Annotated in this window: 15 protein-coding genes and 5 pseudogenes; 13 read left to right on the top strand and 7 right to left on the bottom strand. The window is 43.5% G+C overall.

All coding sequences use genetic code 11. The features are described 5' to 3' along the window. Nucleotides 1-27 precede the first annotated feature (27 nt). Nucleotides 28-171, bottom strand: a pseudogene (locus tag DXA05_RS27560) (formylglycine-generating enzyme family protein); the annotation flags it as partial. Between the two features lie 181 nt (nt 172-352). Here DXA05_RS27560 and DXA05_RS12580 point away from each other — a divergent pair. Next, entirely contained in the window at nt 353-1,411 is a 1,059-nt protein-coding gene (locus tag DXA05_RS12580) for a linear amide C-N hydrolase (RefSeq protein WP_118408318.1), read from the top strand. A gap of 113 nt (nt 1,412-1,524) precedes the next feature. On the opposite strand, the pseudogene DXA05_RS12575 reads toward DXA05_RS12580, so the two are convergent. Beyond that, nucleotides 1,525-2,888: pseudogene (locus tag DXA05_RS12575) on the bottom strand (dipeptidase). Continuing rightward, nucleotides 2,888-3,964, bottom strand: coding sequence for a chorismate synthase (aroC, locus tag DXA05_RS12570; protein WP_008024813.1), 1,077 nt, complete (start codon nt 3,962-3,964; stop codon nt 2,888-2,890). The pseudogene DXA05_RS12575 and the gene aroC overlap by 1 nt, the downstream one beginning before the upstream one ends. Before the next feature lie 162 nt (nt 3,965-4,126). Here aroC and DXA05_RS12565 point away from each other — a divergent pair, with 162 nt between their 5' ends. Beyond that, a complete protein-coding gene (locus tag DXA05_RS12565) occupies nt 4,127-4,693 on the top strand; it encodes a calycin-like domain-containing protein (RefSeq protein WP_008024812.1) in 567 nt (188 codons plus the stop codon). A gap of 104 nt (nt 4,694-4,797) precedes the next feature. Here the strand turns inward: DXA05_RS12565 and DXA05_RS12560 are convergent, their stop codons facing one another. Both DXA05_RS12560 and DXA05_RS12555 read right to left on the bottom strand, forming a co-directional pair. Then, nucleotides 4,798-5,583 carry a porin family protein gene (locus DXA05_RS12560; protein WP_008997271.1) on the bottom strand — a complete coding sequence of 262 codons (786 nt, stop codon included), beginning with the start codon at nt 5,581-5,583 and terminating at the stop codon, nt 4,798-4,800. Between the two features lie 121 nt (nt 5,584-5,704). After that, nucleotides 5,705-6,790: a PCMD domain-containing protein gene (locus tag DXA05_RS12555; protein ID WP_008641135.1), complete on the bottom strand. Its 1,086-nt coding sequence runs from the start codon at nt 6,788-6,790 to the stop codon at nt 5,705-5,707. 133 nt (nt 6,791-6,923) lie between these two features. Here DXA05_RS12555 and DXA05_RS12550 point away from each other — a divergent pair, with 133 nt between their 5' ends. Beyond that, nucleotides 6,924-8,210, top strand: a complete 1,287-nt coding sequence (locus DXA05_RS12550; RefSeq protein ID WP_128859214.1) for an L-serine ammonia-lyase, iron-sulfur-dependent, subunit alpha — start codon at nt 6,924-6,926, stop codon at nt 8,208-8,210. Between the two features lie 134 nt (nt 8,211-8,344). Here DXA05_RS12550 and DXA05_RS12545 read toward each other — a convergent pair whose 3' ends face one another. Next, complete coding sequence (locus DXA05_RS12545; protein WP_004313581.1) at nt 8,345-8,923, bottom strand: FKBP-type peptidyl-prolyl cis-trans isomerase; 579 nt, start codon at nt 8,921-8,923, stop codon at nt 8,345-8,347. Between the two features lie 481 nt (nt 8,924-9,404). Here DXA05_RS12545 and ilvD point away from each other — a divergent pair, with 481 nt between their 5' ends. The 6 genes and pseudogenes from ilvD to DXA05_RS12515 all read left to right on the top strand — a co-directional run bounded on the left by ilvD (nt 9,405) and on the right by DXA05_RS12515 (nt 17,648). After that, nucleotides 9,405-11,204: a dihydroxy-acid dehydratase gene (gene ilvD, locus DXA05_RS12540; protein ID WP_117515000.1), complete on the top strand. Its 1,800-nt coding sequence runs from the start codon at nt 9,405-9,407 to the stop codon at nt 11,202-11,204. A 124-nt stretch (nt 11,205-11,328) separates the two neighbouring features. Next, nucleotides 11,329-13,022: pseudogene (ilvB, locus tag DXA05_RS12535) on the top strand (biosynthetic-type acetolactate synthase large subunit). 57 nt (nt 13,023-13,079) lie between these two features. Then, nucleotides 13,080-13,637, top strand: a complete 558-nt coding sequence (gene ilvN, locus DXA05_RS12530; protein ID WP_004299476.1) for an acetolactate synthase small subunit — start codon at nt 13,080-13,082, stop codon at nt 13,635-13,637. A gap of 5 nt (nt 13,638-13,642) precedes the next feature. Further along, complete coding sequence (locus DXA05_RS12525; RefSeq protein WP_004306752.1) at nt 13,643-14,386, top strand: acyl-ACP thioesterase domain-containing protein; 744 nt, start codon at nt 13,643-13,645, stop codon at nt 14,384-14,386. 67 nt (nt 14,387-14,453) lie between these two features. Next, a pseudogene (ilvC, locus tag DXA05_RS12520) lies at nt 14,454-15,496 on the top strand (ketol-acid reductoisomerase). Between the two features lie 190 nt (nt 15,497-15,686). Further along, the gene (locus DXA05_RS12515) at nt 15,687-17,648 is read left to right on the top strand and encodes an LruC domain-containing protein (protein WP_004306756.1); all 1,962 of its coding nucleotides are present in this window, start codon (nt 15,687-15,689) and stop codon (nt 17,646-17,648) included. A gap of 143 nt (nt 17,649-17,791) precedes the next feature. Here the strand turns inward: DXA05_RS12515 and DXA05_RS12510 are convergent, their stop codons facing one another. After that, nucleotides 17,792-19,729, bottom strand: a complete 1,938-nt coding sequence (locus DXA05_RS12510) for an AAA domain-containing protein (RefSeq protein WP_165861511.1) — start codon at nt 19,727-19,729, stop codon at nt 17,792-17,794. A gap of 66 nt (nt 19,730-19,795) precedes the next feature. Here DXA05_RS12510 and DXA05_RS12505 point away from each other — a divergent pair. From DXA05_RS12505 to DXA05_RS12490, 4 genes and pseudogenes are all read left to right on the top strand, one after another. Beyond that, a pseudogene (locus tag DXA05_RS12505) lies at nt 19,796-22,038 on the top strand (aconitate hydratase). Between the two features lie 3 nt (nt 22,039-22,041). After that, nucleotides 22,042-23,232, top strand: coding sequence for an NADP-dependent isocitrate dehydrogenase (gene icd / locus DXA05_RS12500; RefSeq protein WP_117611038.1), 1,191 nt, complete (start codon nt 22,042-22,044; stop codon nt 23,230-23,232). Nucleotides 23,233-23,257: 25 nt separating this feature from the next. Further along, nucleotides 23,258-24,601, top strand: coding sequence for a citrate/2-methylcitrate synthase (locus DXA05_RS12495; RefSeq protein ID WP_004299485.1), 1,344 nt, complete (start codon nt 23,258-23,260; stop codon nt 24,599-24,601). Between the two features lie 193 nt (nt 24,602-24,794). Next, nucleotides 24,795-25,556, top strand: a complete 762-nt coding sequence (locus DXA05_RS12490; protein ID WP_087320508.1) for a DUF1295 domain-containing protein — start codon at nt 24,795-24,797, stop codon at nt 25,554-25,556. The last annotated feature ends 47 nt before the right edge of the window (nt 25,557-25,603 follow it).

Genomic DNA, 25,603 nt, shown 5'->3' with positions numbered 1-25,603 from the left:
TAAGCCGACTTAACATTTATACATAAGTTAGAGAGACACTACTAACCGCAACCCGTAATCAATATCCCACCGTTGTGGGGTCACTCCATAACGGCTGGTGACTTTACAGTATTTCTCGAAGGTGTAATAACTGCCTCCGCGTAATACTTTATGCATATCCTTTTCATTTATTTAATATCTATCGCTAGAAATGAGTTCTGCGATGATAACTATCATGCGTCGAAAACCAAAAACTTCCTCATTCACTGAATAAATTCTTTTTTTTCATTAAAATCATCTTTCTTGTAGGCAATAATCGTGGCATATTTGTTATTTATAAAATGAGAGTATCAATTATTTAAATAGAAAGAATATGAAGAAAAGATTAGTAGGAGTTGCATTGGTGTTGGCTGCCGTCTCTTTGGGGAGTATACAGCCTGTGGAAGCATGTACGCGTGCAGTATACATAGGTCCTGACCAGATGGTGATAACGGGGCGTACCATGGACTGGAAAGAAGATATCATGACGAATATCTATGTGTTTTCACGTGGTATTCAGCGTGCGGGACATAACAAGGATAAAACGGTGAACTGGACTGCCAAATACGGAAGTGTAATTGCCACAGGATATGATATTGGTACTTGCGATGGAATGAACGAGAAAGGATTGGTGGCGAGTCTGCTTTTCTTACCGGAATCTATTTACTCTCTTCCCGGTGATACCCGTCCGGCAATGGGAATCAGCATTTGGACACAGTATGTGCTTGATAACTTTGCTACGGTACGCGAAGCCGTGGATGAACTGAAAAAAGAGACTTTCCGGATTGATGCTCCCCGTATGCCGAATGGGGGACCGGAATCTACCTTGCATCTGGCTATAACCGATGAAACTGGGAATACGGCTGTATTGGAATATTTGGATGGAAAATTAAGTATTCACGAAGGGAAAGAATACCGGGTGATGACAAATTCTCCCCGATATGACTATCAATTGGCTATTAATGATTATTGGAAAGAAATTGGTGGCTTACAGATGCTACCGGGAACAAATCGTGCGAGTGACCGCTTTGTCAGGGCTTCTTTCTACATTCATGCCATTCCGCAAACTGCTGATGCAAAAATTGCAGTTCCCAGTGTATTGAGTGTGATGCGTAATGTTTCCGTGCCATTTGGTATTAATACGCCGGAAAAGCCTTATATTTCTTCTACCCGTTGGCGTTCCGTTTCCGATCAGAAGAATAAAGTGTATTATTTCGAATCTACTTTGACACCAAATATGTTTTGGCTGGACCTGAAGAAAATAGATTTTAGTCCGAAAGCAGGGATTAAGAAATTGTCTCTGGCAAAGGGAGAGATTTATGCAGGTGATGCAGTGAAGGATTTGAAAGACAGTCAATCGTTTACTTTCCTTTTCCAGACTCCGGTTATGTAATTTGTTGGTATCTGTAAATATATAAAAAGAGCGGTGGACGGGTTTGTAATCATACACTTGTCCATCGCTCTTTTTTATATACCGTTTGTAATTAGACTTTTTGTCTGTCCGCTTTATCGTCTGGCATACTCCTGATGAAATTCAATGACTGCCTCTATCCCTTTACGGAAAATATCCAGTGAAAAGTTTTCGTTTGGTGAATGGATGGCGTCTGATTCCAAACCGAATCCCATCAATACAGTTTTGATTCCCAAGACTTGTTCAAAAGTAGAAATGATAGGAATACTACCACCACGGCGTACTGCCAGCGGTTTCTTTCCGAAAGCAATTTCAAAGCCTTTTTCGGCAGCCTGATAAGCAGAAAGCGAAATCGGGCATACGTATCCTTGTCCTCCATGCATTGGAGTCACTTTCACCTGAACAGTTTCCGGAGCAATGCTTGAAATATACTCTGCAAACATCTGCGAAATCTTATGATGATCCTGATGCGGAACTAATCGGCAGGAAACTTTGGCATACGCCTTTGAAGGAAGTACGGTTTTAGAACCTTCTCCCGTATATCCGCCCCAAATGCCACATACGTCAAAAGACGGACGACAGCTGTTACGTTCTAATGTGCTGTATCCTTTTTCTCCGAAAAGCTCTTTTACGCCGATTGCTTCTTTGTATTTCTTTTCGTCAAAAGGAATATGCGCAATCATTTCCCGTTCGGCTTGCGGAACTTCTTCCACATCGTCATAGAATCCGGGAACGGTAATCCGTCCGTCAGCATCCGTCACCTTGCTGATAATCTGGCAAAGTGTGTTGATGGGATTAGCCACCGCACCGCCGAAATGTCCGGAGTGTAAATCACGGTTCGGCCCAGTCACTTCTATTTCCCAATAAGCCAGTCCGCGAAGACCGGTTGTTAAAGACGGAAGTTCAGCTCCCAGCATACTCGTATCTGAGACAAGGATGACATCTGCCTTCAGCAACTCTTTGTGCTCTTCGCAGAAAGCTTCCAGGCTGGGTGAGCCTATTTCTTCTTCACCTTCGAAGATGAATTTTACATTATTCTTCAGCAATCCGTTTTTGACGAGATACTCGAACGCTTTCACCTGGATGAATGATTGTCCTTTGTCGTCATCTGCTCCACGCGCCCAGATATATCCGTTCCGTATTTCCGGTTCAAATGGTTGGCTCTTCCAAAGTTCCAGCGGTTCGGCCGGCATTACATCGTAATGAGCATAAACCAATACGGTCTTTGCGTCCGGTCGACCATCTTTTGAGCGAAAACAATCGGATTGCCCTTTGAGGGCATCACCAATGCTTCGTCTGCTCCAGCTTCAAGTAACAACTGCGCCCAGCGTTCTGCACAAGCCAGCATATCATCGTGATGCTCCGGCAGAGCACTGATACTGGGGATACGGATGAGACTGAACAGGTCATTCATCATTTTCGGTTCGTGCGCTATTATGTATTTCTGAATTTCGTTCATTACAGTTGCGTTGTTTTATCCAGTAAGTAATAATCAAGTATAGTCATGGCGGCCATTGCTTCTACGATAGGCACGGCACGGGGCAGTACACAAGCGTCATGGCGTCCGCGTGCTTTCAGGGTGGTGTCGATTCCATCAATGTTGACGGTTTCCTGTTCCATCAGCAATGTTGCAATCGGTTTGAATACTACACGGAAATAAATATCCTGACCATTACTCAATCCTCCCTGAATACCTCCGGAGTGGTTGGTATGTGTCTCGATGCGTCCATTGTTATTATAGAAAACATCGTTCTGTTCGGAACCTTTCATTTTCAGCCCCTTGAATCCTTCGCCGTATTCGAATGCTTTGGCAGCATTGATGCTTAACATGGCGTTGCCCAAGGCAGCATGGAGTTTGCCGAAAACAGGTTGTCCAAGTCCGATGGGGCATCCTTTGATGACGCAGGTCAGTGTGCCACCGATGGTGTCGCCTTCTCCTTTCACCTTATATATAAGGTCTGCCATTTCTTTTGCTTTTTCCGGGTCCGGACAACGTACATCGTTTGTTTCTATCAAATCGAGGTCGTAATCCGAGTAAGTACCCTCCAATTTGATAGGACCTACCTGTGAAGTATAGGCAGTGATATTGATACCCAGTTGACGAAGTGCTAACTTAGCCAATGCACCGGCTACTACGCGCGAAATCGTTTCGCGTGCGGAAGAACGTCCGCCGCCACGGTGGTCACGGATTCCGTACTTCACTGTGTACGTGTAATCAGCGTGTGAAGGACGATATACATTTTTCAGATTGTTGTAGTCATTGGAGTGTTGGTTTTCATTCCAAACGATAAAACCAATAGGGCATCCGGTGGATTTCCCCTCAAAAATGCCTGAAAGAAACTCAACTTTATCAGCTTCTTTACGTGCAGTGGTAAGAATGGATTGTCCCGGACGGCGGCGATTAAGTTCTTGTTGTACAAATTCTTCGTCGATGACAATTCCTGCCGGAAATCCGTCAATCACTCCTCCAACTCCTTTTCCATGAGACTCACCGAAACTTGTGAGCCGAAAGATATTGCCAAATGAATTAAACATAGTTGTGGCTTTTTTAAAATTACTATATGCAAATATAACAAAGTTTTCGATAAGAAAGTTGTGAACTCGAAATATCTTCGAAAAAGGAAGCATATTGAACCTTTTTTCTTCTTTTTAGTTTATAAGGGACGAAATTTATTATAATAACTAAACCAAAGACGTATGAAAAAGAATCTATTGTATTTATTGGCATTGGTCTGCTCTCTTACTTTCTTCGCTGCTTGTAGCAGTGACGATGACGACAGTGATAACAAGAATAATGGGAATCCTCCTGAAGAGGAAGCTGCGATAACGGCTCCGGATGTAGTCGGAACGTATTGGGGAAATCTGGATATATCCATGATACCGGATGGTTCTGACCAGGAAATTGTCATAGGAGATGGAATAGAGAAGTTTATCACTCTCTCGCAGGTCAGCAATACGGAGGTGAAGATTGAACTGAAGGAGTTTGAACTGTTTATTAACCAACAGATCCTGAAATTTGGAGATATTGTTGTTGATAAGTGTGAAGTGAAGAAGGGAGAAGGGGTGTCTACGTTCACCGGACAGCAAGACCTTACGTTTGAGGGAAATGCCGCTGCTTTGGGTACCTGTCCTGTAACTGTTACGGGAACGGTAGAAGATGGAAATGCAGACATGACCATTAACGTGAAAGTGCCTACATTGCAACAGACTGTAAAAGTGACCTATTCCGGAGTGAAACAGGTGGCGGAGTCTGGTGGAAATTAATTCCTTATTCACCACAGATTACACAGATTAACACAGATTATTTATATTGATAGTCTATGACTTATAAATCAATCTGTGTTAATCTGTGTAATCTGTGGTGAGACTTAAAATGCGTACCCAAAACCTATATTCAAATAGATAGGATACATTGCAAAAGTGATTGTATTAAAATCGCTTTTAAATATATCGTTCAATCCCCAGGTGAGATCAGCATACACATTGAGGTGCTTGAAAGCTCGCCATCCGGCTCCCACCTGTAATCCCCACTGGAAATGTCTCAAGTCGTCCGAGAAATCGTAGGTTGCAATTTTGCCGTCGGTAAATTCTACTTTCGGACCGGTGGGATCATCTTCCCGCAAATATCCTTCGTACACATGACCTGAAAATTCTCTTGAAAGCAGATACGAGAAATAAGGTCCGGCTTTGATGTTCCATCGGTTACTTAGTTTGTAGGTAGCCATTAGAGGTATAGTCAGTCCGGCGGTATGTACTTTGGTTTTCACTCCGCCCGTCCATACTCCGCTGATTCTTTCACCTCCTTGTCCGAGAATTTCCATGTTGTAATTTTTTACGGTGGCTTCGGTGGTCATTGCTTTGTTTTCGAGCCGGAGTCCGACTATGATTCCGAGTTTGTTCTGAACGGCAATCCATTTGGTTACTTCGCCCCCTATGCTGATGGCCAGTGTCGGGTTATATCCGTCAATCGAACGGATTTCTACCGGAAGGGGAAGCGGGGCTGTGCCGCCAATGCTGAAACCTGCTTTGATTTCATATTCCAGTCCGTGAAGGGCGGAACGGATCAGCGTTTCATTTCGGTCTACCTGTGAATAGCCGGGGAGAGCTATTCCTATACAGGCTAATAAACTGAATATATACGGATAGATTTTCATCATTATGGTTGTTATAAAGTTATTTAATTCCGTTCGTTTGATAATGTGCACGTTTTGTGTGGGTACATTGCTTGAGTGTATTATGAGGTATTGTTATGGAAAATCCTTCATCGAAATCCCGCTAATTTTCCGAGTGATAGATTAACTCGGCCTCGTCGATCAGTAATGTACTTCCGATTGCTCCGTTAAAATGATCTCCTTCCAGACTTGAGGTAAACACAATGGCTATATTATATTTCCCATCCCTTAGCTTCTCCTTATCAATGAATTTTCCGGGGAGAGTGATGAAAGGAAGTTTAAAGTAAGTCCATTCGTTCGTTTCTTTGGCATTATTAATCCGTGCTGTTGAAACCAGGTTCGGACTGGTGAATGTATTTGTTCCGTCGAGAGTGGGAACAGATTCACTGGTTTCGTACATGATGGCATATATGTCACAGATGTCCCGTTTCCCGTTCACAGGTTTTCCTCCCTCTGTAAACTGATCTCCTGCTTTGTATTTATAATAACCAGCTAGATAAGTGGGTACATGCCGGAAAGGAAGGCCGAATTTAGTCGCTTTCAGTGGATTGCTCATTGCGTTACTCACATCGAAAGAACCGATAAACAGATTTCCTGCTGCAATAGGCATTCCTGCTAGCTGACCGAAGAATCCGGTACTGCGTGTCACTAAGGAGAGGCATTTGCCGGCTTTTCCGTCCGTTATTTGGAAAGTGGGATAATCATCGGCTGTTTTGGCTACTCCGGTCATGGCATAACCCGCATTTCCGCTGGCCCATTCCATGACGACCTTATCTCTTTCGCGTTCTACAAATATGTAGTACTTCTTTCCGCCCAGTGTATCTTCGAAGTTATAGTTCGTGGCAAGTTCCGTGTCGATCACTGATACTGTATATGCTTTTTTCCAAATACCGTCGGCAGCTGTGACAGTATATTCCTGTGGGGTATTGAAATTTCGTTCTGTGCCGCTAAGTGGACTGATCGTAGCTCCTGGAGTCAATGTAAATTCAGGTTTGAGTTCTGAAATATCAGTTCCCGGACCGACAAAGATAGTTATGGAATTATTGTTAATAATAGGGCTGGTTGTCATGGCTACTCCCGGTAGTATACAACTTAATATGTCTGCTTCTGCATTGAGAGCTTCTTCGCGGATGCATGAAGAGGAAACAATAGCTAGTAGCAAATAGACAATTACGTGTTTTGCTTTCATTTTTCTATCAATTCTTTCTGTTAAAGTTTGGTATATGGGAGATTTTATAACAATATGAGATTTTATTTGTTCATTATAGAATGTTGGAAAAGAAAGAATTTCCTATTTTTGTGGAATCAAAACTTATAAGTCTATGACTGAATCAGAAAGAAGGCAAATTATAGAATTGATTAAGAAGGAGGTCATTCCGGCTATCGGATGTACGGAACCTATCGCAGTAGCACTTTGTGTAGCTAAAGCTGCCGAAACACTGGGAGCGAAACCGGAAAAGATAGAAGTCCTGTTAAGTGCTAATATATTAAAGAATGCCATGGGAGTCGGAATACCGGGAACGGGTATGGTCGGGCTTCCCATAGCGGTTGCTTTGGGTGCGTTGATTGGCAAATCAGATTATCAGTTGGAGGTATTGAGAGATTGTACGTCGGAAGCGGTGGAACAGGGAAAACTGTTTATCGCAGAAAAACGGATTTGTATTTCTCTAAAAGAAGATATTACGGAAAAGCTTTATATCGAAGTAATCTGTAAAACGGAAGATAAAACGGCTAAAGCCATCATTGCCGGTGGACATACTACCTTTATATATATAGCCAAAAATGAACAAACGTTGCTCGACAAGCAACAGACAGTCAGCGAGAAAGAGGAAGAGGCTTCGCCCGAACTAAACTTGCGTAAAGTATATGACTTTGCACTGACTGCTCCGCTGGATGAAATCCGTTTCATCCTTGACACAGCCCGTTTGAACAAAGCTGCTGCCGAACAAGCCTTTAAAGGTAACTACGGACATTCTTTAGGGAAAATGCTTCGGGGAACTTATGAACATAAAGTGATGGGGGATAGCGTGTTTTCTCATATCCTCTCTTATACGTCGGCTGCCTGCGACGCCCGTATGGCCGGTGCTATGATTCCTGTAATGAGTAATTCCGGCAGTGGTAATCAGGGGATATCCGCTACACTTCCTGTCGTTGTCTTTGCAGAAGAAAACGGAAAAAGTGAAGAAGAACTGATTCGTGCTTTAATGCTTAGCCATCTCACTGTTATATATATCAAACAAAGTTTGGGACGTCTGTCTGCTTTGTGTGGTTGTGTGGTAGCTGCCACAGGTTCCAGTTGTGGAATCACCTGGCTGATGGGAGGAAACTACAATCAAGTTGCCTTCGCTGTTCAAAACATGATTGCCAATCTGACAGGAATGATTTGTGACGGCGCAAAACCGAGTTGTGCTTTGAAGGTAACCACCGGAGTTTCGACAGCCGTACTGTCTGCCATGATGGCAATGGAAAACCGTTGTGTGACTTCTGTAGAAGGAATTATAGATGAAGATGTAGACCAAAGCATCCGTAACCTGACAAGAATCGGCTCGCAAGCCATGAACGAAACGGATAAAATGGTACTTGACATCATGACGCACAAAGGATGCTGATTTTAAGTATTAGGTATCAAGTATTAAGTATTAGGTATTAGGTATTAGCCGGAATGACGGCATAAAAAAAGTATTAAGTATTAAAACTCCGGCTATATCCGCACGAAATTAATACTTAATACTTTATACTTCAATTAATGACAGTGTCCGCCTTCGCAACCGCAGTCGTCGCCACAGCCATCACCGCAGCTGTCGCATCCGCAACCGCAACCACCTTCGCCACTCATCATTTTCACCAATTCCTGGATTTCTTCGTTGGTAGCAGGACGGCTTTCCAGTATTTCACCTTCGAAAATCAGGTCGGCACCAGCCAATGGGTGATTGAGGTCAACTACTACAACATCCGGTTTGATTTCTACTACGCTGGCATTTACGCGCTGACCGTCACCAGTCATCAAAGGTACGATGTTACCTTCTTTAATACGTTCGCTATCAAACTTGCCATCTATTTCAAATATATTTTTGGGGAGGTCAATGACGTGTTGTTCGTCATATTGTCCGTAAGCCTTATCTGCCGGAATGGTAAAGTCAAATTTATCACCTTTAGAAAGAGCAGTTATTTGATTTTCGAAGTCTTCGAGTGTTGTTCCTAATCCTGAAATGAATTGAAAGGGATGTTCTGCTTTTGCTTCTTCGAACAACTCTTTTTCACCATCTTCCATTGTATATAGTTTGTATGCAACGGTAATGTACTTGTTTTCTACTGTTTCCATCTGATCTTTTTTGTTTCTGATTAATAATTCCCGTAAATACGGGTCTACAAAGATACGAATTATTTGCTTGTACTCCGGTATAGGGAGGGTAAATTTCAGATTATTAAGTGCTTTTGTCAGAAAAAGAAAGTGAGGTGCGCAGTTAGATAATAGTTGTAAATTCAACCTTTAAGTGATAAAATAGAGAAATAATACCTCTCTTTTCTTACAATTATTCGCTTTTAAGTGATTTTTTTCTTCGATTTGTTTGGATATAATAAAAAAGCCCTTACCTTTGCAGCACGAAAATAAAGAAAAGAAGATATGAATATGTTACATACATCTATTAACCTAGCAGTCCTGCATATTATTCGCGTCGTGGTGGTCCCATCAAGAGCGTGAGAAAGGTTTTTGTGTTGTATGTGTTCGTACCATAAAAGATAGAATTTAGAGCCTTTCTCACTTGTGTGAGGAAGGCTCTTTAATTAAAAGATAGATTGAAATGAAAAAGCAATTACGCAGTTCGTTTAGTACACAAGGCCGTCGGATGGCGGGAGCCCGTGCATTGTGGGCAGCCAACGGCATGAAGAAGAATCAGATGGGTAAACCCATTATCGCTATCGTCAATTCGTTCACACAGTTTGTCCCGGGGCATGTACACCTACATGAAATCGGTCAGCTGGTGAAGGCAGAGATTGAGAAGCTAGGATGCTTCGCTGCGGAATTCAATACAATAGCTATCGACGACGGTATAGCAATGGGACATGACGGTATGCTTTATTCGCTTCCTTCACGTGACATCATTGCAGACAGCGTAGAATATATGGTCAATGCGCACAAGGCGGATGCAATGGTATGTATCAGCAATTGCGATAAGATCACTCCCGGAATGTTGATGGCGGCTATGCGTCTGAATATTCCTGCCGTATTTGTATCGGGCGGTCCGATGGAAGCCGGAGAATGGAATGGTCAGCACCTGGATTTGATCGACGCGATGATTAAATCGGCTGATGAAAGTGTCAGCGATCAGGAAGTAGCGAATATCGAGCAAAATGCTTGTCCTACTTGCGGATGTTGTTCCGGCATGTTTACCGCCAATTCAATGAACTGCCTGAATGAAGCAATCGGACTGGCTCTTCCCGGAAACGGAACCATCGTAGCTACACACGAGAATCGTACGCAGCTTTTCAAAGATGCAGCAGAACTGATCGTAAAAAATGCAAAGTTATATTATGAAGAAGGAGACGAAAGTGTGCTTCCTCGTAGCATTGCTACCCGTCAGGCTTTCTTGAATGCCATGACGCTGGATATAGCAATGGGTGGTTCTACTAATACGGTTCTTCACCTGTTGGCTATTGCTCATGAAGCAGAGGTAGATTTCAAGATGGATGATATCGATATGCTTTCCCGCAAGGCTCCTTGTCTCTGCAAGGTGGCTCCCAATACACAGAAATATCATATTCAGGATGTAAACCGTGCCGGTGGTATCATTGCCATTATGGACGAACTGGCAAAGGGAGGTTTGATAGATACATCCGTTCGTCGGGTAGACGGAATGTCACTGGCAGAAGCCATTAACGAATATTCAATCACCAGCCCGAATGTGAGCGAAAAAGCAATTAAGAAATATTCGAGCGCAGCCGGAAATAAATTTAATCTCGTACTTGGTTCACAAGGTATGTACTATAAGGAACTGGATAAGGACCGTGCAAACGGATGTATCCGTGACTTGGAACATGCTTACAGTAAAGACGGCGGACTGGCCGTATTGAAAGGCAATATTGCTCAAGATGGTTGTGTAGTAAAAACAGCAGGTGTAGACGAAAGTATCTGGAAGTTTACCGGACCTGCCAAAGTATTTGATTCGCAAGAAGCAGCCTGTGAAGGCATCCTCGGAGGTCGAGTCGTCAGTGGCGACGTCGTCGTCATCACGCACGAAGGTCCGAAGGGTGGTCCCGGTATGCAGGAAATGCTTTATCCTACCTCTTATATCAAATCTCGTCATCTCGGAAAAGAATGTGCTTTGATTACCGACGGACGTTTCAGCGGTGGAACTTCCGGATTGAGTATCGGACATATTTCTCCTGAAGCGGCAGCTGGAGGCAATATCGGAAAAATTGTAGACGGAGACATTATCGAAATCGATATTCCGGCCCGGAAGATTAACGTGCGACTGACGGATGAAGAACTGGCGGCCCGTCCGATGACTCCTGTCACTCGTGACCGTTATGTACCGAAGAGCCTGAAGGCGTATGCCAGCATGGTAAGCTCTGCCGATAAGGGAGCAGTGAGAATTATATAATATAGTTGGTGATAGTTGATAGGTAATAGTTAGCTGCGCAGCACTTAGCGCAATGATTGTAAACCATTCATTTTCAACTGTCATTTCTCAACTATCATTTATCATTTATCAACTATCAACTAATATGAAAGATTTAATAACAGGTGCAGAGGCTTTGATGCGCTCCTTGGAACATCAGGGAGTGACTACCATCTTTGGTTACCCCGGTGGTTCTATTATGCCGGTATTCGATGCCTTGTACGATCATCAAAATATATTGAACCATATCTTGGTTCGTCACGAGCAGGGAGCCGCCCATGCCGCACAAGGTTATGCCCGTGTATCGGGTGATGTAGGTGTTTGCCTGGTGACGAGCGGTCCCGGAGCAACCAATACGGTAACAGGCATTGCAGATGCGATGATCGATAGTACGCCTATCGTGGTGATTGCCGGACAGGTAGGAACAGGCTTTCTTGGGACGGATGCTTTTCAGGAAGTTGACTTGGTAGGTATCACCCAGCCAATCACTAAATGGAGTTATCAGATTCGCCGTGCGGAAGATGTAGCCTGGGCGGTAGCACGTGCGTTTTACATTGCTCGTAGTGGTCGTCCGGGGCCGGTGGTACTGGACTTTGCTAAAAATGCGCAAGTGGAGAAAACGAAATACGAACCAACGAAAGTCGATTTTATCCGTAGTTATGTTCCTGTTCCCGATACGGACGAGGAGACTGTACAGGCTGCTGCCGAACTGATTAATAACGCTGAACGTCCGCTTGTATTGGTTGGACAAGGTGTTGAACTGGGAAATGCACAGAGCGAATTGCGCGAGTTTATCGAAAAAGCGGATATGCCTGCGGGTTGTACGCTGCTCGGACTTTCGGCTTTGCCGACAGAACATCCGTTGAATAAAGGTATGTTGGGTATGCACGGCAATCTGGGACCGAATATCAATACCAATAAATGCGATGTGCTGATTGCTGTCGGTATGCGTTTTGACGACCGTGTGACCGGTAATTTGGCTACTTACGCCAAACAGGCAAAAGTGATTCATTTTGATATCGATCCTGCGGAAGTTAATAAGAATGTAAAGGTAGATGTAGCTGTATTGGGAGATTGCAAGGAAACACTGGCTTCTGTGACGAAACTTCTGAAAAAGAACACTCATACCGAATGGATTGATAGCTTCAAAGAATATGAGAAAGTAGAGGAGGAAAAAGTAATCCGTCCTGAACTTCATCCTGCACAAACTCTTTGAGTATGGGGGAAGTGGTACGTGCGGTTAGTGATGCTACTCACCATGAAGCTGTTTTGGTAACAGATGTAGGTCAAAATCAGATGATATCTGCACGTTACTTTAAATATACGAAAGAACGCAGTATCATTACTTCCGGAGGACTTGGAACAATGGGCTTCGGGCTTCCCGCAGCTATCGGGGCAACTTTCGGAGCACCGGAACGCACCGTATGCGTATTTATGGGAGATGGCGGACTGCAAATGAATATTCAGGAACTGGGTACGATTATGGAGCAGAAGGCTCCGGTGAAGATTATCTGCCTGAACAATAATTACCTAGGAAACGTACGTCAGTGGCAAGCTATGTTTTTCAACCGTCGCTATTCGTTTACCCCGATGTTGAATCCGGATTATATGAAAGTGGCCTCGGCTTATGATATTCCTTCCAAACGTGCTTTCACTCGTGAAGAACTGAAGGAAGCTATTGCTGAAATGCTGGCAACGGACGGTCCGTTCCTGCTCGAAGCTTGCGTGGTGGAAGAAGGCAATGTTTTGCCGATGACTCCTCCAGGTGGTTCGGTAAACCAGATGTTGCTGGAGTGCTAGGAGAAGTTGAGAGTTGAGAATGGAGAGTTGAGGGTTCGCATTTAAAAAATTAGAGTTATGAGTGATAAAACGTTATATACAATCATTGTTCATTCGGAGAATATAGCCGGGTTGCTGAATCAGGTAACTGCTGTATTTACCCGTCGGCAAATAAATATTGAGAGTCTGAATGTATCTGCTTCTTCTATTAAAGGTGTACATAAGTATACAATAACAGCCTGGACTGATAAGGACATCATTGAGAAGGTAGTGAAACAGATCGAAAAGAAGATCGACGTGATTCAGGCACATTATTTCACAGAGGATGAAATTTATTTCCACGAGATTGCATTATATAAGGTGTCTACTCCTGCTTTTCAGGAGAATCCGGAAGCATCCAAACTGATTCGTAGATACAATGCACGTATAGTGGAAGTCAATCCGGTATTTTCTATTGTCGAGAAAAATGGAATGAGCGAAGATATAACTTCGCTCTATGGTGAACTGAAGGCTTTGAATTGTGTTTTGCAGTTTGTTCGTTCGGGACGTGTAGCGATTACTACCAGCTGCTTTGAACGGGTGAATGAGTTTCTCGATGGACGGGAAGCTATGTATAACCAAAGTAAAAACCAATAAGAATAATGAGTGAAGAAAATAGAATAGGGACTTATCAGTTTGTGGCAGAACCGTTCCATGTTGACTTCAACGGACGTCTGACTATGGGGGTACTGGGAAATCATCTGCTGAATTGTGCAGGTTTTCACGCCAATGACCGTGGTTTTGGTATTGCAACGCTGAATGAGGATAATTACACATGGGTGCTTTCACGTCTGGCTATTGAGTTGGATGAAATGCCTTATCAGTATGAGAATTTCTCGGTTCAGACGTGGGTGGAAAATGTCTACCGTTTGTTTACGGACCGTAATTTTGCTATTATTGATAAGGATGGGAAGAAGATTGGCTACGCACGTTCCGTATGGGCAATGATTAATCTTAATACCCGCAAGCCTGCCGACTTGTTGACTTTGCATGGGGGAAGTATCGTAGACTATGTCTGTGATGAGCCTTGCCCGATTGAAAAGCCTTCACGCATCAAAGTGACAAGCGATCAGCCGATAGCTACCCTGACGGCAAAATACAGTGATATAGATATCAACGGTCATGTAAACAGCATCCGTTACATCGAGCATATCCTTGATTTGTTCCCGATTGAATTGTATAAGACCAAACGTATCCGTCGTTTTGAAATGGCGTATGTGGCGGAAAGCTATTTTGGTGATGAACTCTCTTTCTTCTGCGATGAAGTGAACGCAAACGAGTTTCACGTAGAAGTGAAGAAGAATGGCAACGAAGTTGTTTGCCGCTCGAAAGTGATATTTGAATAAATGTGAGAATATAAAATCAATTAATAACAGATGGCGTAAGTCATCAAAAACTAAAAACAAAAAGAAAATGGCACAGTTGAATTTTGGAGGTACTACTGAAACTGTAGTAATCCGTGACGAATTTCCATTGGAAAAAGCTCGTGAAGTATTGAAAAATGAAACAATCGCTGTAATCGGTTATGGCGTACAGGGTCCTGGACAGGCACTGAACTTGCGTGATAACGGTTTCAATGTAATCGTTGGTCAACGTGAAGGAAAAACATACGATAAGGCAGTAGCAGACGGATGGGTTCCGGGTGAAACTTTGTTCGGTATCGAAGAAGCTTGTGAGAAAGGTACTATTGTAATGTGTCTGTTGTCTGACGCAGCAGTAATGTCAGTATGGCCTACTATCAAGCCTTACCTGACTGCCGGAAAAGCTCTTTATTTCTCACACGGTTTTGCTATCACTTGGAACGACCGTACAGGTGTAGTTCCTCCTGCTGATATCGACGTTATCATGGTTGCTCCTAAAGGTTCCGGTACATCTTTGCGTACTATGTTCCTCGAGGACGTGGCTTGAACTCTTCTTATGCTATCTATCAGGATGCTACAGGCAAGGCTTACGAAAGAACCATCGCACTGGGTATCGGTATCGGTTCCGGTTATCTGTTCGAAACAACTTTCCAACGTGAAGCTACTTCTGACTTGACAGGTGAACGTGGTTCATTGATGGGTGCTATCCAAGGTTTGTTGCTGGCACAGTACGAAGTATTGCGTGAAAACGGTCATAGTCCTTCTGAAGCATTCAATGAAACAGTGGAAGAACTGACACAGTCATTGATGCCGTTGTTCGCAAAGAACGGTATGGACTGGATGTACGCTAACTGCTCTACTACTGCTCAACGTGGTGCTCTCGATTGGATGGGCCCATTCCACGATGCTATCAAACCGGTAGTTGAAAAGTTGTATAACAGTGTGAAGACTGGTAACGAAGCACAGATTTCTATCGACAGTAATTCACAACCTGATTATCGTGAAAAGTTAAACGAGGAGCTCCGTCAATTACGCGAAAGCGAAATGTGGCAGACTGCTGTAACTGTTCGTAAACTTCGTCCGGAGAATAATTAATTAGACCAGATTATACAAGTTTTAAAAGAAGGAGAGGGCTTTTTGCTTTCTCCTTTTTTATTAATAAGATATTTAAAAATGGGTAGGTGAAGCTTGCAGAAACTTTTTTTTGAAAAATATATCAATAATGTGATTAAAATATGCAAGTTTATGTTTATATTTGCACTATCAAATAAAATGAACGAGAAGTATGATGTGTTTTAACTTACCCCAGAGAATGATTAACATTGCTAAATTAGCATGTGTTATCAGTGTTGTTTCTGTTGCTTTCTCAAGCTGTTTACAGAAAGATGTATATGATCCTGCTAATTCAGGAGATAAAGAAGAAGTTACTTTAGATAACTATTTCGACTTTGCCACTACTAAAAATATTCAATTGAATATTGATTATGGAAAGGAATGTCCTAGGGCTTATTTTGAAGTTTATGCTGAAAATCCGCTTTCTTATGTGGCAGAAGGCGGTCAGATTATAAAGAAAGCAGGGGTGTCACACATTGCAACCGGATTTACAGATATACAAGGACGTTATATCAAACCGGCTTCTTTCCCGACAGCAGTTTCAGAAGTTTATATTTATTCTCCGGATTTTGGTGTGCCGACTTTGTATAAAACTAAAGTTGTCGGTTCGGATGTCAGCGCAAAAATAACCTTTGAGAATGCTCTTGATGTTACTCCTGTGGATTCATCAACGAGAAGTGCACAAACAAGGGCTGCGGTGAAATTTATTACAGATGTAATCCCGAACGTATTAGGAACTTGGAATGCAAATTCAGGTAAGCCTGACTATTTGGATGCTTCTAAGAAGATCAACGTGGATGCAACTCTCAAGAGTTATATAACGACATATTTTCCGGAAGGAAAGAATAACGTAGGACCTTTAGTTACTGATAATGCTGATATTCTGATAAAAGAAGATGCAAATGTCGTTATTAACTATTTTGGGGGAGACACAGGGGCGAAAAGTGTATTTGCTTATTATTGCTATCCGAAAGATGCTTCTATTGATGAAATAAGGAAGGCAACAAAGCATGCATGTGTCATATTTCCTAACGCACATGGAAATAGTTTAGGTTATTATAGTGGGGTTGCGGTTAATTTAAAATATATAAATGAGACTGGTAATTTCCCTCAAAAGGACCCGGAACGTATTCCGGCAAATACAAAGATTGGTTTCTTGATATGGAATAATGGCTGGGTAAATGCCAAGGCTAATGGGAATATGTTCTACTCAACCAAATCTTTGAATAGTGACAAAATTTCTCACACTGCAATTTTTGCAGCAAAAAATAAAGCAGGTGATAGAGTGAATGTTATCACTATGGAAGACTGGAAAAACGGTGAAAATGACTATAATGATGTTGCTTTCGTTATCTCTTCTAATCCTATTGCTGCTATTGAAGTTCCGGATGTTCCTAATCCGGGTGATCGACAAGGAACAGAAATGTATTCTGGAGTGCTTGGCTTTGAAGATAACTGGCCGGAACAAGGAGATTATGACTTGAATGATGTAGTCATGAAATATCAGTCAAGCGTTGATTATAATATAGATAATAAGGTTCTTAATATTATTGATAAGTTCACCTTGGCTTGGACGGGAGCTAATTATAAGAACTCGTTTGCTTATGAAGTTCCTTTCGATTTGAGTAAAGCTTCTAAAGTAACGGTTAATGGTAGTGAAGCTTCTTCCTATTCAGGTAATGTGATAACATTATTCAAGGATGCTAAAGCTGAATTGGGAGTATCCAATGTGAATGCGGAGGATATGATTAATCAGAATATTCAAGAGAAGACATATACGGTATCCATACAATTTAATAATCCTACTCTTGATAAATCAGTGGTGGTAGCTCCTTATAATCCTTTTATAAAAGTATTCAACTCTGCCACAGAAGTCCATCTGACAGATCATAAGCCGACGACTGGTGCGAATAATCGTTTCCCTTCCGGAGCTGATATTTCTCGTGGTGATGTAGATGGTACCTATTTCATTTGCAAAGATGGTTTTCCGTTTGCAATTCATGTAGATGCTCGTTTGGACGCTTCTATTTTGAATTTAGATCTTAAAAAGGAGAATCAGCGCATTGATAAAACATATCCTAAATTTGCAGAATGGGCAAAAACGCGCGATCCGCAAATAAAATGGTGGAAATAGTTGGAGTGCATTGGAATAATCGACTATCTTTGAGGGTGAAAAATTAAGAATAGTACTGATGTAAAATATTGTTTGTTTTGTTTGTGTTAAAAAAAGTGTGGTTTCGGGAGAAAGTGTGCTTTGTTAAAAGGAGGATTAAGTATTTAATCCTCCTTTTTAATGAATAACATCAATCTTTTATAGAAAGGATGTTTGGTAAGGGTGGAGGCATCTCCTAATATAACAAGCTTCATTCGTGCCCTTGTAATCGCTACATTCATTCTTCGCAAATCATTCAGGAATCCAATCTGTCCATCCTCGTTGGCACGTACAAGACTGATGAAAATGACATCTCGCTCCTGTCCCTGAAAACCGTCTACCGTGTTTACGGTGATGAGGCTGCGGAAAGGACGTAAAAAGCTGCTCCCTTTGGTCTTTCCCCTCAAATATTGCACTTGCGCCTTGTAGGGTGAAATCAGACCGAAATCAATTCTTTCATCCAGTATCCGTTCTTTGCCGATACGTTCGATGTAAGTTTCCAGTTCTTGCAGTAGTAGGTTGGCTTCCTGCTTATTGATGCGTCCGAAACTTTCGCCTACAAAGTCTTCGTGAAAGTCCATCTCTGAAGTGTCGATCCAGTTCATGGGAGTGTCGAAATCAAGAATCCCCCGATAGCGTACTTCCGGAGCAGCTTCCAGTTCTCCATGATAAAACCAGTCAGAGGGAAACTGCATGATGGCTTCATGCATTCTGTACTGTACTTTTAATAGAGAGACCGCGGAAGGTTTTTGCTGAACTACTTTTTCCATTAATGTATGATCCAATCCTCCACAGGAGGCTTCTATACATTTGATAGTCGGCGGAAGTTGACAATGATCTCCTGCAAGGATGACCCGGTCTGCTTTGCGGATAGCAATCCAGCAGGCAGCTTCGAGGGCTTGTGCAGCTTCGTCAATGAATAAAGTCGAAAAACGACGTCCGTTGAGCAGGCGGTGGTTGCTGCTGACTAGGGTAGAAGCAATCACGCGGGCACTGTCGAAAAGATCGGCATTGATTTGTATTTCCAACTCCGTGGCGCGGTCGCGGAGACGACTCATGCGATTACGCATTCCTTCCCGTTCAGAATAACTACCCCGGCGCATCCGGCTACCCATTTCGCGGATAGATTTACGAATTCCCCAAAGCTCCGGATAGGCAGGATGACTTTCAAACCGGCGTTCGTAGGTGGATGAAAGCATTTTGTCGTTGACTCGGGTTGGATTTCCAATGCGTAGCACGGGTACTCCCCGGTCTACCAGTTTCTCACAAATCCAGTCGACAGCCGTGTTGCTTTGCGCACAAACAAGCACTTGTGGTTCCCGGTGTAATGTTTCGTAAATCGCTTCGACAAGAGTCGTTGTCTTTCCGGTTCCCGGAGGACCATGAACAATAGATACATCACGCGTACATAGCACCTTGTTGACTGCTGTTTCCTGTGTACTGTTCAGCCATGGGAAGCGGACAGGATATAATTCGCGGAATCCCGGCTTTTGGGTACCCAACAAAATGTCGCGCAGTTCCGCTAGGCGGTTGTCTTTGGCGCGTATCGTGTCTTCCAGTGCCTCGAACATGGCCCGGTACGATGTTTCGTCAAAATAAAGTTGTACCCCCAGTATACCGTCAGTTTGCAGTTCCGCTAAAGCTCCCGCTCCGGGGAGTACTACGACCATTCGTTCTTCGTCGGCAAAGCTGACGGTAGCGATGAAATCCATATATTTCACTTTTCCTTCGAATGACTGGTGGAAAAAGCAAACAGGACGGCCGAACTCAAAGGAATGCTCTATTTCTTTATTTTCGGTCCGTGTAATATCTATTACAAGCTGATTCTGCGAATTGTAGTAACTTCGGCCAAGAGAGACAGGATACCAGCAGAGACCGCGCTTCACTTTACGGGCAACGCCCATTGTTTCGGTCTGCCGCTTAAATTCTTCCTTCTCATATTCATACTCCATCCGCAGGAGGAGTTGCTGTTGCTGAAGGTCTATAATGGGACTTTTCGGATTATTACTCATAATAGGCACAAAGGTAACAAATCTTCGTTCCGGGTAGAAAAAATATTTCATTTTGTTAAACATTACTCGAACGTCGTTCGTTATTTTAATAGATAGACTAAAAAAACAAAAAGCAATATGGTATATGATGTGACTATGTTAGAAGCTTTCTACGCTGCTTATAAAGGAAAGGTAGAACACGTACGGGCTATACTGAAACGCCCTTTGACGTTGGCCGAGAAGATTTTGTATGCTCATCTGTATGATGTAGCCGATTTGAAAGATTACAAACGGGGGGAGGATTATGTGAATTTTCGTCCCGACCGTGTGGCTATGCAGGATGCGACTGCGCAGATGGCTTTGCTCCAATTTATGAATGCAGGTAAGGATCAGGTGGCTGTGCCTTCGACAGTGCATTGCGATCACTTGATACAGGCGTATAAAGGTGCAAAGGCGGATATTGCTACGGCAAGACTAACCAATGAAGAAGTATACGACTTCCTCCGTGATGTATCTTCCCGTTATGGCATCGGCTTCTGGAAACCGGGAGCAGGAATTATCCATCAGGTAGTGCTCGAAAACTATGCTTTCCCTGGCGGTATGATGGTGGGAACAGACTCTCATACGCCTAATGCAGGCGGACTGGGCATGGTGGCTATCGGTGTTGGTGGCGCGGATGCCGTGGATGTGATGACAGGAATGGAATGGGAGCTAAAAATGCCGAAGATTATCGGTGTCCGTCTGACCGGAAAACTAAGCGGTTGGACCTCTCCGAAAGATGTAATCCTGAAATTGGCCGGCATCCTTACCGTAAAAGGAGGAACGAATGCTATTATCGAATATTTTGGTCCCGGAACCGAATCCCTTTCTGCTACCGGGAAAGCTACCATTTGCAATATGGGTGCCGAAGTTGGAGCTACTACCTCTTTATTCCCGTTTGACGGACGCATGGCTACTTATTTGAGAGCTACCGGAAGAGATTGTGTAGTCGATTGGGCTGAATTTGTTGGTGCAGACCTTCGTGCAGACGACATTGTGACCGACGAACCATCCAACTATTACGACCGTGTAATTGAAATAGACTTGTCAGAACTCGAACCTTATATAAACGGGCCGTTTACACCGGATGCCGCTACTCCTATCTCTGAATTTGCGGAAAAAGTGTTATTGAACGGCTACCCCCGTAAAATGGAGGTGGGCTTGATAGGTTCATGTACCAATTCTTCTTATCAGGATTTGAGCCGTGCAGCTTCTCTGGCAAAGCAGGTGACAGAAAAGAATTTGAGCGTCGCTTCTCCGCTGATCGTCAATCCGGGTTCGGAGCAAATCCGGGCTACTGCCGAAAGAGACGGTATGATTGAGGCTTTTGAACGGCTGGGAGCCACGATTATGGCAAATGCTTGTGGACCTTGTATCGGTCAGTGGAAACGTGAGACGGACGATCCGACACGAAAGAACTCAATCGTCACCTCTTTCAATCGTAATTTTGCCAAACGCGCTGACGGTAATCCCAACACCTATGCATTTGTAGCTTCTCCGGAACTAACGATGGCGTTAACAATAGCCGGTGATCTCTGTTTCAACCCGTTGAAAGACAGACTGGTGAATCATAACGGAGAAAAAGTGAAACTCTCCGAGCCTGTAGGAGATGAACTCCCCTTGAAAGGTTTTGAACAGGGAAATGAAGGGTATATTGCCCCGCACGGAGCAAAAACGGAAATCAGGGTAAAACCGGATTCTCAACGTCTCCAGCTTCTGACTCCTTTCCCGGCATGGGACGGACAGGACTTGCTGAACATGCCTTTATTGATTAAAGCACAGGGAAAATGTACTACCGACATATCTCTATGGCAGGTCCGTGGCTCCGCTTCCGGGGACATTTGGAGAATATTTCCGACAATATGCTGATGGGAGCTGTCAATGCTTTCAATGGTGAAACGAACCGTGTTTGTAATCGTTCGACAAATACTTATGGAACAGTTTCCGGTACGGCAAAGATGTATAAGTCCGAAGGTATTCCGTCTATTGTTGTTGCCGAAGAGAATTATGGAGAAGGTTCCAGCCGTGAACATGCAGCCATGGAACCACGCTTCCTCAATGTACGTGTCATTTTGGCTAAGAGTTTTGCCCGTATCCACGAAACAAATCTGAAAAAACAAGGAATGCTTGCTCTTACTTTTGTAGATAAAGCAGACTATGATAAAATTCGGGAACACGATCTTCTGTCCGTATCAGGCTTAGTCCATTTCGCACCGGGGCGCAATTTGACGATTGTTCTTCATCACGAAGACGGAACGAAAGAAAGTTTTGAAGTGCAACATACCTATAATGAACAGCAGATAGCCTGGTTTCGTGCCGGCTCTGCCTTAAATGCAAGATAAAAAATGAGCAAAATAACCATGCAAACAGATGGTACGCTGTTGGTGCCCGATGTGCCTACCGTACCTTATATTACTGGCGATGGAGTAGGAGCCGAAGTGACTCCTGCCATGCAAGCCGTAGTGGACGCAGCTATCCGGAAAGCATACGGCGGCAAACGTCGGATCGAATGGAAAGAAGTGTTGGCGGGAGAACGTGCCTTCAACGCGACTGGTTCCTGGTTGCCGGATGAAACAATGGAAACCTTTCAGGAATACCTGGTAGGAATCAAAGGTCCGTTGACAACTCCTGTCGGAGGTGGAATCCGTTCGTTGAACGTAGCACTGCGTCAGACACTTGATTTATACGTCTGTCTTCGTCCGGTTCGTTGGTATCAGGGAGTACAGTCGCCTGTCAAATCACCGGAGAAAGTGAACATGTGTGTGTTCCGTGAAAATACGGAAGATATTTATGCAGGTATCGAATGGGAAGCCGGAACTCCGGAAGCTGAAAAGTTCTATCAATTCCTGAAAGACGAAATGGGCGTGACAAAAGTCCGTTTCCCGGAAACCTCTTCTTTCGGTGTGAAACCTGTATCACGTGAGGGCACGGAGCGTCTTGTACGTGCTGCCTGCCAGTATGCGCTCGACCATCATTTGCCTTCCGTAACGTTGGTGCATAAAGGGAATATTATGAAGTTTACCGAAGGTGGTTTCAAAAAATGGGGCTACGAACTGGCGCAACGTGAATTTGGCGATGCCTTGGCAGATAGCAGACTGGTGATAAAAGATTGCATTGCGGATGCTTTCTTGCAAAATACACTCCTGATTCCCGAAGAATATTCCGTGATAGCCACCTTAAACCTCAACGGAGACTACGTTTCCGACCAACTGGCGGCCATGGTAGGCGGTATCGGCATCGCTCCGGGAGCAAATATCAACTACCAGACAGGTCATGCCATCTTTGAAGCGACTCACGGAACAGCCCCCAATATTGCGGGAAAAGATGTGGTGAACCCTTGTTCTATTATCCTTTCGGCAGTAATGATGCTAGAATATTTTGACTGGAAAGAAGCGGCTGCTCTGATAGAGAAAGCCTTGGAACAAAGCTTTCTGGACGCTCGTGCTACACACGATTTAGCCCGTTTTATGCCGAATGGAACCTCCCTCTCTACTTCCGCTTTCACTCGTGAGATCGTAGAAAGAATTGAAAAATAAAAGTAACGAATAAAAACGAAGAAAGATGAAAAAAGAGTACTTGATTTACAAGCTTTCCGAGGAAATGAAGGAAGCTACCCGGATTGATACAGAATTGTTCTCCAAGTTTGATGTGAAGCGCGGATTGCGTAATGAAGACGGCACAGGTGTATTGGTAGGTTTAACCAGAATCGGTAATGTAGTAGGATATGAACGTGTTCCGGGTGGTGGACTGAAACCCATACCGGGAAAACTGTTCTATCGCGGTTATGATGTAGAAGATATTTCTCACGCTATAATCAAAGAGAAACGCTTTGGCTTCGAAGAAGTGGCTTACCTATTGCTTTCCGGACGTCTGCCGGATAAAGAAGAATTGCTTTCTTTCCGTGAGTTGATTAACGACAATATGCCGTTGGAACAGAAAACGAAAATGAACATCATCGAGTTGGAAGGAAACAACATCATGAATATTCTTTCACGCAGTGTATTGGAAATGTATCGTTTTGACGCAAATGCGGATGATACCTCCCGGGATAACCTGATGCGTCAGAGTATTGAACTGATTTCAAAGTTCCCCACTATCATCGCTTATGCTTATAATATGCTTCGTCATGCTACTTTCGGACGTTCTCTGCATATCCGCCATCCGCAGGAAAAGCTCTCTATTGCCGAAAATTTCCTGTATATGCTGAAAAAAGACTATACCGAACTGGATGCACGCACCCTTGATTTGTTATTGATTCTTCAGGCAGAGCACGGTGGTGGTAATAACTCCACTTTCACCGTTCGTGTTACTTCTTCTACTGGAACAGATACTTATTCGGCCATCGCCGCCGGTATCGGTTCGCTGAAAGGCCCGCTTCACGGAGGTGCCAATATTCAGGTTGCCGACATGTTTCAGCACCTGAAGGAAAATATTAAAGACTGGACAAGTGTAGATGAGATAGACACTTATTACACCCGAATGTTGAACAAAGAAGTGTATAACAAAACCGGATTGATCTATGGTATCGGACATGCCGTTTATACCATCTCCGACCCTCGTGCTCTTCTATTGAAAGAACTGGCTCGCGACCTTGCCCGTGAAAAAGGCAGAGAAAGCGAATTTGCTTTTCTTGAACTGCTGGAAGAACGTGCCATCGCTACTTTCGGACGGGTTAAAAACAACGGAAAGACAGTGTCCAGCAATATCGACTTTTATTCGGGCTTCGTGTATGAAATGATCGGTTTGCCGCAGGAAATCTTCACTCCACTGTTTGCCATGGCGCGTATCGTAGGCTGGTGTGCACACCGCAATGAAGAATTAACCTTCGACGGTAAACGGATTATCCGCCCGGCTTATAAAAATGTACTTGATGATTTGGCTTATATCCCAATTAAGAAACGCTGATAAGAACAAATCCTTTTATTAAATAGATAAGTAATCCCGGATGTGTGCCCGATCATTTCAGAAGCGCATCCGGGAAATTTTACATTTTCTCCTTTTTTATGTTCGTAAAAGAATGTACTTCAGATTCTTTCTATTTTTTGTATCGTCATTTATCTCATTTTTGTTATTTTTGCGTGTTACAAAATAGATCGGTATGAGTATAGATACTTTTAATCTGTTTCTGGGGGTGATGAGCCTGATTGCTTTGTTTGTTTTTATCGCCCTTTACTTTGTGAAAGCCGGATATGGTATTTTCCGCACAGCATCGTGGGGAGTAGCTATCTCCAATAAACTAGCCTGGATATTGATGGAAGCTCCGGTTTTCGTGGTGATGTGCGTGATGTGGATCTATTCCGAACGTCGGTTCGAGCCGGTGATTTTCACTTTCTTCCTCTTCTTTCAGATTCACTATTTTCAGCGTGCTTTCATCTTCCCTTTGTTATTGAAAGGAAAAAGTAAGATGCCGCTGGCAATCATGTCGATGGGAGTTCTTTTTAATCTGCTGAATGGTTATATGCAAGGAAAATGGATTTTCTATCTTGCTCCCGAAACGATGTATCAATCCGGTTGGTTCACTTCACCGTGGTTTATTATCGGCACACTGCTCTTTTTCGCAGGTATGCTGTTGAACTGGCAGTCGGATTATATCATCCGTCATTTGCGCAAACCGGGAGACACCCGGCATTATCTGCCTCAAAAAGGAATGTACCGTTATGTCACTTCCGCCAACTATTTCGGTGAGATAGTAGAATGGGCAGGTTGGGCGATACTCACTTGTTCACTTTCCGGTCTGGTCTTCCTTTGGTGGACGATTGCTAACCTTGTTCCCCGTGCCAACGCTATTTGGTGCCGTTACCGCGAAGAATTCGGAGACGCAGTGGGAGAACGGAAACGAGTGTTCCCTTTTCTTTATTAGGGGCGCTTTTCATCACGACTTACGTATGACTTAAATAAAATATCAAC

The organism is Bacteroides sp. AM54-2NS (assembly GCF_003602935.1).
In the GTDB taxonomy this organism is placed as follows: domain Bacteria; phylum Bacteroidota; class Bacteroidia; order Bacteroidales; family Bacteroidaceae; genus Bacteroides; species Bacteroides xylanisolvens.
This window is presented reverse-complemented; position numbering and strand designations above follow the sequence as displayed.

Excerpts from the sequence above, each read along its gene's own strand:
- DXA05_RS12580 (WP_118408318.1), top strand. The coding sequence starts at position 353 with ATGAAGAAAAGATTAGTAGGAGTTGCATTGGTGTTGGCTGCCGTCTCT.
- aroC (WP_008024813.1), bottom strand. The coding sequence starts at position 3,964 with ATGTTTAATTCATTTGGCAATATCTTTCGGCTCACAAGTTTCGGTGAG.
- DXA05_RS12565 (WP_008024812.1), top strand. The coding sequence starts at position 4,127 with ATGAAAAAGAATCTATTGTATTTATTGGCATTGGTCTGCTCTCTTACT.
- DXA05_RS12560 (WP_008997271.1), bottom strand. The coding sequence starts at position 5,583 with ATGAAAATCTATCCGTATATATTCAGTTTATTAGCCTGTATAGGAATA.
- DXA05_RS12555 (WP_008641135.1), bottom strand. The coding sequence starts at position 6,790 with ATGAAAGCAAAACACGTAATTGTCTATTTGCTACTAGCTATTGTTTCC.
- DXA05_RS12550 (WP_128859214.1), top strand. The coding sequence starts at position 6,924 with ATGACTGAATCAGAAAGAAGGCAAATTATAGAATTGATTAAGAAGGAG.
- DXA05_RS12545 (WP_004313581.1), bottom strand. The coding sequence starts at position 8,923 with ATGGAAACAGTAGAAAACAAGTACATTACCGTTGCATACAAACTATAT.
- ilvD (WP_117515000.1), top strand. The coding sequence starts at position 9,405 with ATGAAAAAGCAATTACGCAGTTCGTTTAGTACACAAGGCCGTCGGATG.
- ilvN (WP_004299476.1), top strand. The coding sequence starts at position 13,080 with ATGAGTGATAAAACGTTATATACAATCATTGTTCATTCGGAGAATATA.
- DXA05_RS12525 (WP_004306752.1), top strand. The coding sequence starts at position 13,643 with ATGAGTGAAGAAAATAGAATAGGGACTTATCAGTTTGTGGCAGAACCG.
- DXA05_RS12515 (WP_004306756.1), top strand. The coding sequence starts at position 15,687 with ATGATGTGTTTTAACTTACCCCAGAGAATGATTAACATTGCTAAATTA.
- DXA05_RS12510 (WP_165861511.1), bottom strand. The coding sequence starts at position 19,729 with ATGAAATATTTTTTCTACCCGGAACGAAGATTTGTTACCTTTGTGCCT.
- icd (WP_117611038.1), top strand. The coding sequence starts at position 22,042 with ATGAGCAAAATAACCATGCAAACAGATGGTACGCTGTTGGTGCCCGAT.
- DXA05_RS12495 (WP_004299485.1), top strand. The coding sequence starts at position 23,258 with ATGAAAAAAGAGTACTTGATTTACAAGCTTTCCGAGGAAATGAAGGAA.
- DXA05_RS12490 (WP_087320508.1), top strand. The coding sequence starts at position 24,795 with ATGAGTATAGATACTTTTAATCTGTTTCTGGGGGTGATGAGCCTGATT.